Origin of the sequence: Streptomyces sp. NPDC127084, assembly GCF_042724175.1 — a bacterium.
Lineage (GTDB): Bacteria > Actinomycetota > Actinomycetes > Streptomycetales > Streptomycetaceae > Streptomyces.
This window is the reverse complement of the sequence record NZ_JBHXFA010000372.1, coordinates 1-1,350: the sequence shown is the minus strand read 5'-3', so window position 1 is coordinate 1,350 and position 1,350 is coordinate 1. Positions and strand designations below refer to the sequence as shown.

Here is a 1,350-nt window from a genome sequence, read left to right as displayed (position 1 = left end):
GGCGAGTTCAACCAGTCGTTGCAACACTGGGCTGTTGTAGCGAGCGTAGCTGTTCCTCGAAGACCTCGGCCGGTGTCCGCCAACCGAGGACCTTGCGGGGTCGGTTGTTGATCGCCGTGGCGACCGCTTCGAGGTCCTCGGCGGGCCATCGGGACAGGTCGGTCCCCTTCGGGAAGTCCTGATGCAGCAGCCCGTTGGTGTTCTCATTCGTCGGTCGTTGCCAGGGCGAGTGCGGATCGGCGAAGAACACCTTCGTCCCGGTATCGAGAGCGAACTGGGCATGGCCGGAGAGTTCCTTCCCTCGGTCCCAGGTGAGGGTCTTGCGTAGCTGCTCGGGCAGCTGCGTCATTGATGTGGTGAGCGCCGCGTTCATCGCGATCGCGCCATAGCCCCCGAGCGAGGTGCCGTTTTTCACCGGCGGGTTCTCACCCCAGCCTTCGAGCCGAGGCAGGTGCACCAGGAGCGTGGAGCGGCTGCTGCGCTCGACAAGCGTGCCGATCGCGGAGCGGCCCGTCCCGATGATCAAGTCGCCTTCCCAGTGTCCGGGGACCGCGTGGTCCCCAGCCTCGGCGGGACGTTCGCTGAGGACGACGTCCGCGGTGACATGCCCTTGCGGCTTGTTCTGCGACCGCGCACGGGGAGTCCGCAGCGCCCGGCCGGTACGCAGACACGTGACCAGCTCCCGCTTGAGCGCCCCACGGCCCTCGATGAACAGCGCCTGGTAGATCGCTTCGTGGCTGATGCGCATGGACTCATCATCGGGGAAGTCGACATGAAGCCGACGCGGGATCTGCTCCGGGCTCCATGCCGCCGCCCATCTTCTGTCCTGCCGGTGCGGCTTGTTCAGCCCCTTCCACGCGGGCGTCTTGGGCCCGGTGGCGATCGTGCCGTCGGAACGACGGACACTGCCGGCGAGCCGTTCCTGTACGTATTCACGCAACCCGTCGTTGCCTGCGAGCTTGGCTGCCTTCGGGCGCTTCGCGGCCTGCTGCGCCTTCCACTGAGCGACCGTGGCCCGGTATTCCTGCTTCCCACTGCGGGTGGCGGCGTTGCGACGCAACTCGCGCGAGATCGTCCCCGGGTCACGTCCGATCGCGCGGGCGATCTCTCGCACGCCCTTGTCCTGGGCACGCAGAATCGCGATCTCCTCGCGCTCCTCGAAGGTCAGGTAGCGGCCGGTGGGCTCGGCCAAAGAGACCGGCGGCATGCCGCCAGCGTGACGGAACCACCGAGAACCGACCGGCCACGACACTCCGACCACCAGCGATGCCTCAGCCGTCGTGACGCCCGTGGCGATCAGCCGCCAAAATTGCCGCTGCACCACCCGCGACGGATCAGGCCGGCCAGGCG

1 protein-coding gene is annotated in these 1,350 nt (G+C 67.6%); it reads right to left on the bottom strand.

Going from position 1 to position 1,350, the window contains the following annotated elements; translation table 11 throughout:
- Positions 1 to 7: 7 nt before the first annotated feature.
- The coding region (locus ACFWI9_RS34315; protein WP_387169222.1) for an IS30 family transposase at positions 8 to 1,350 on the bottom strand (1,343 nt) is incomplete at its 5' end.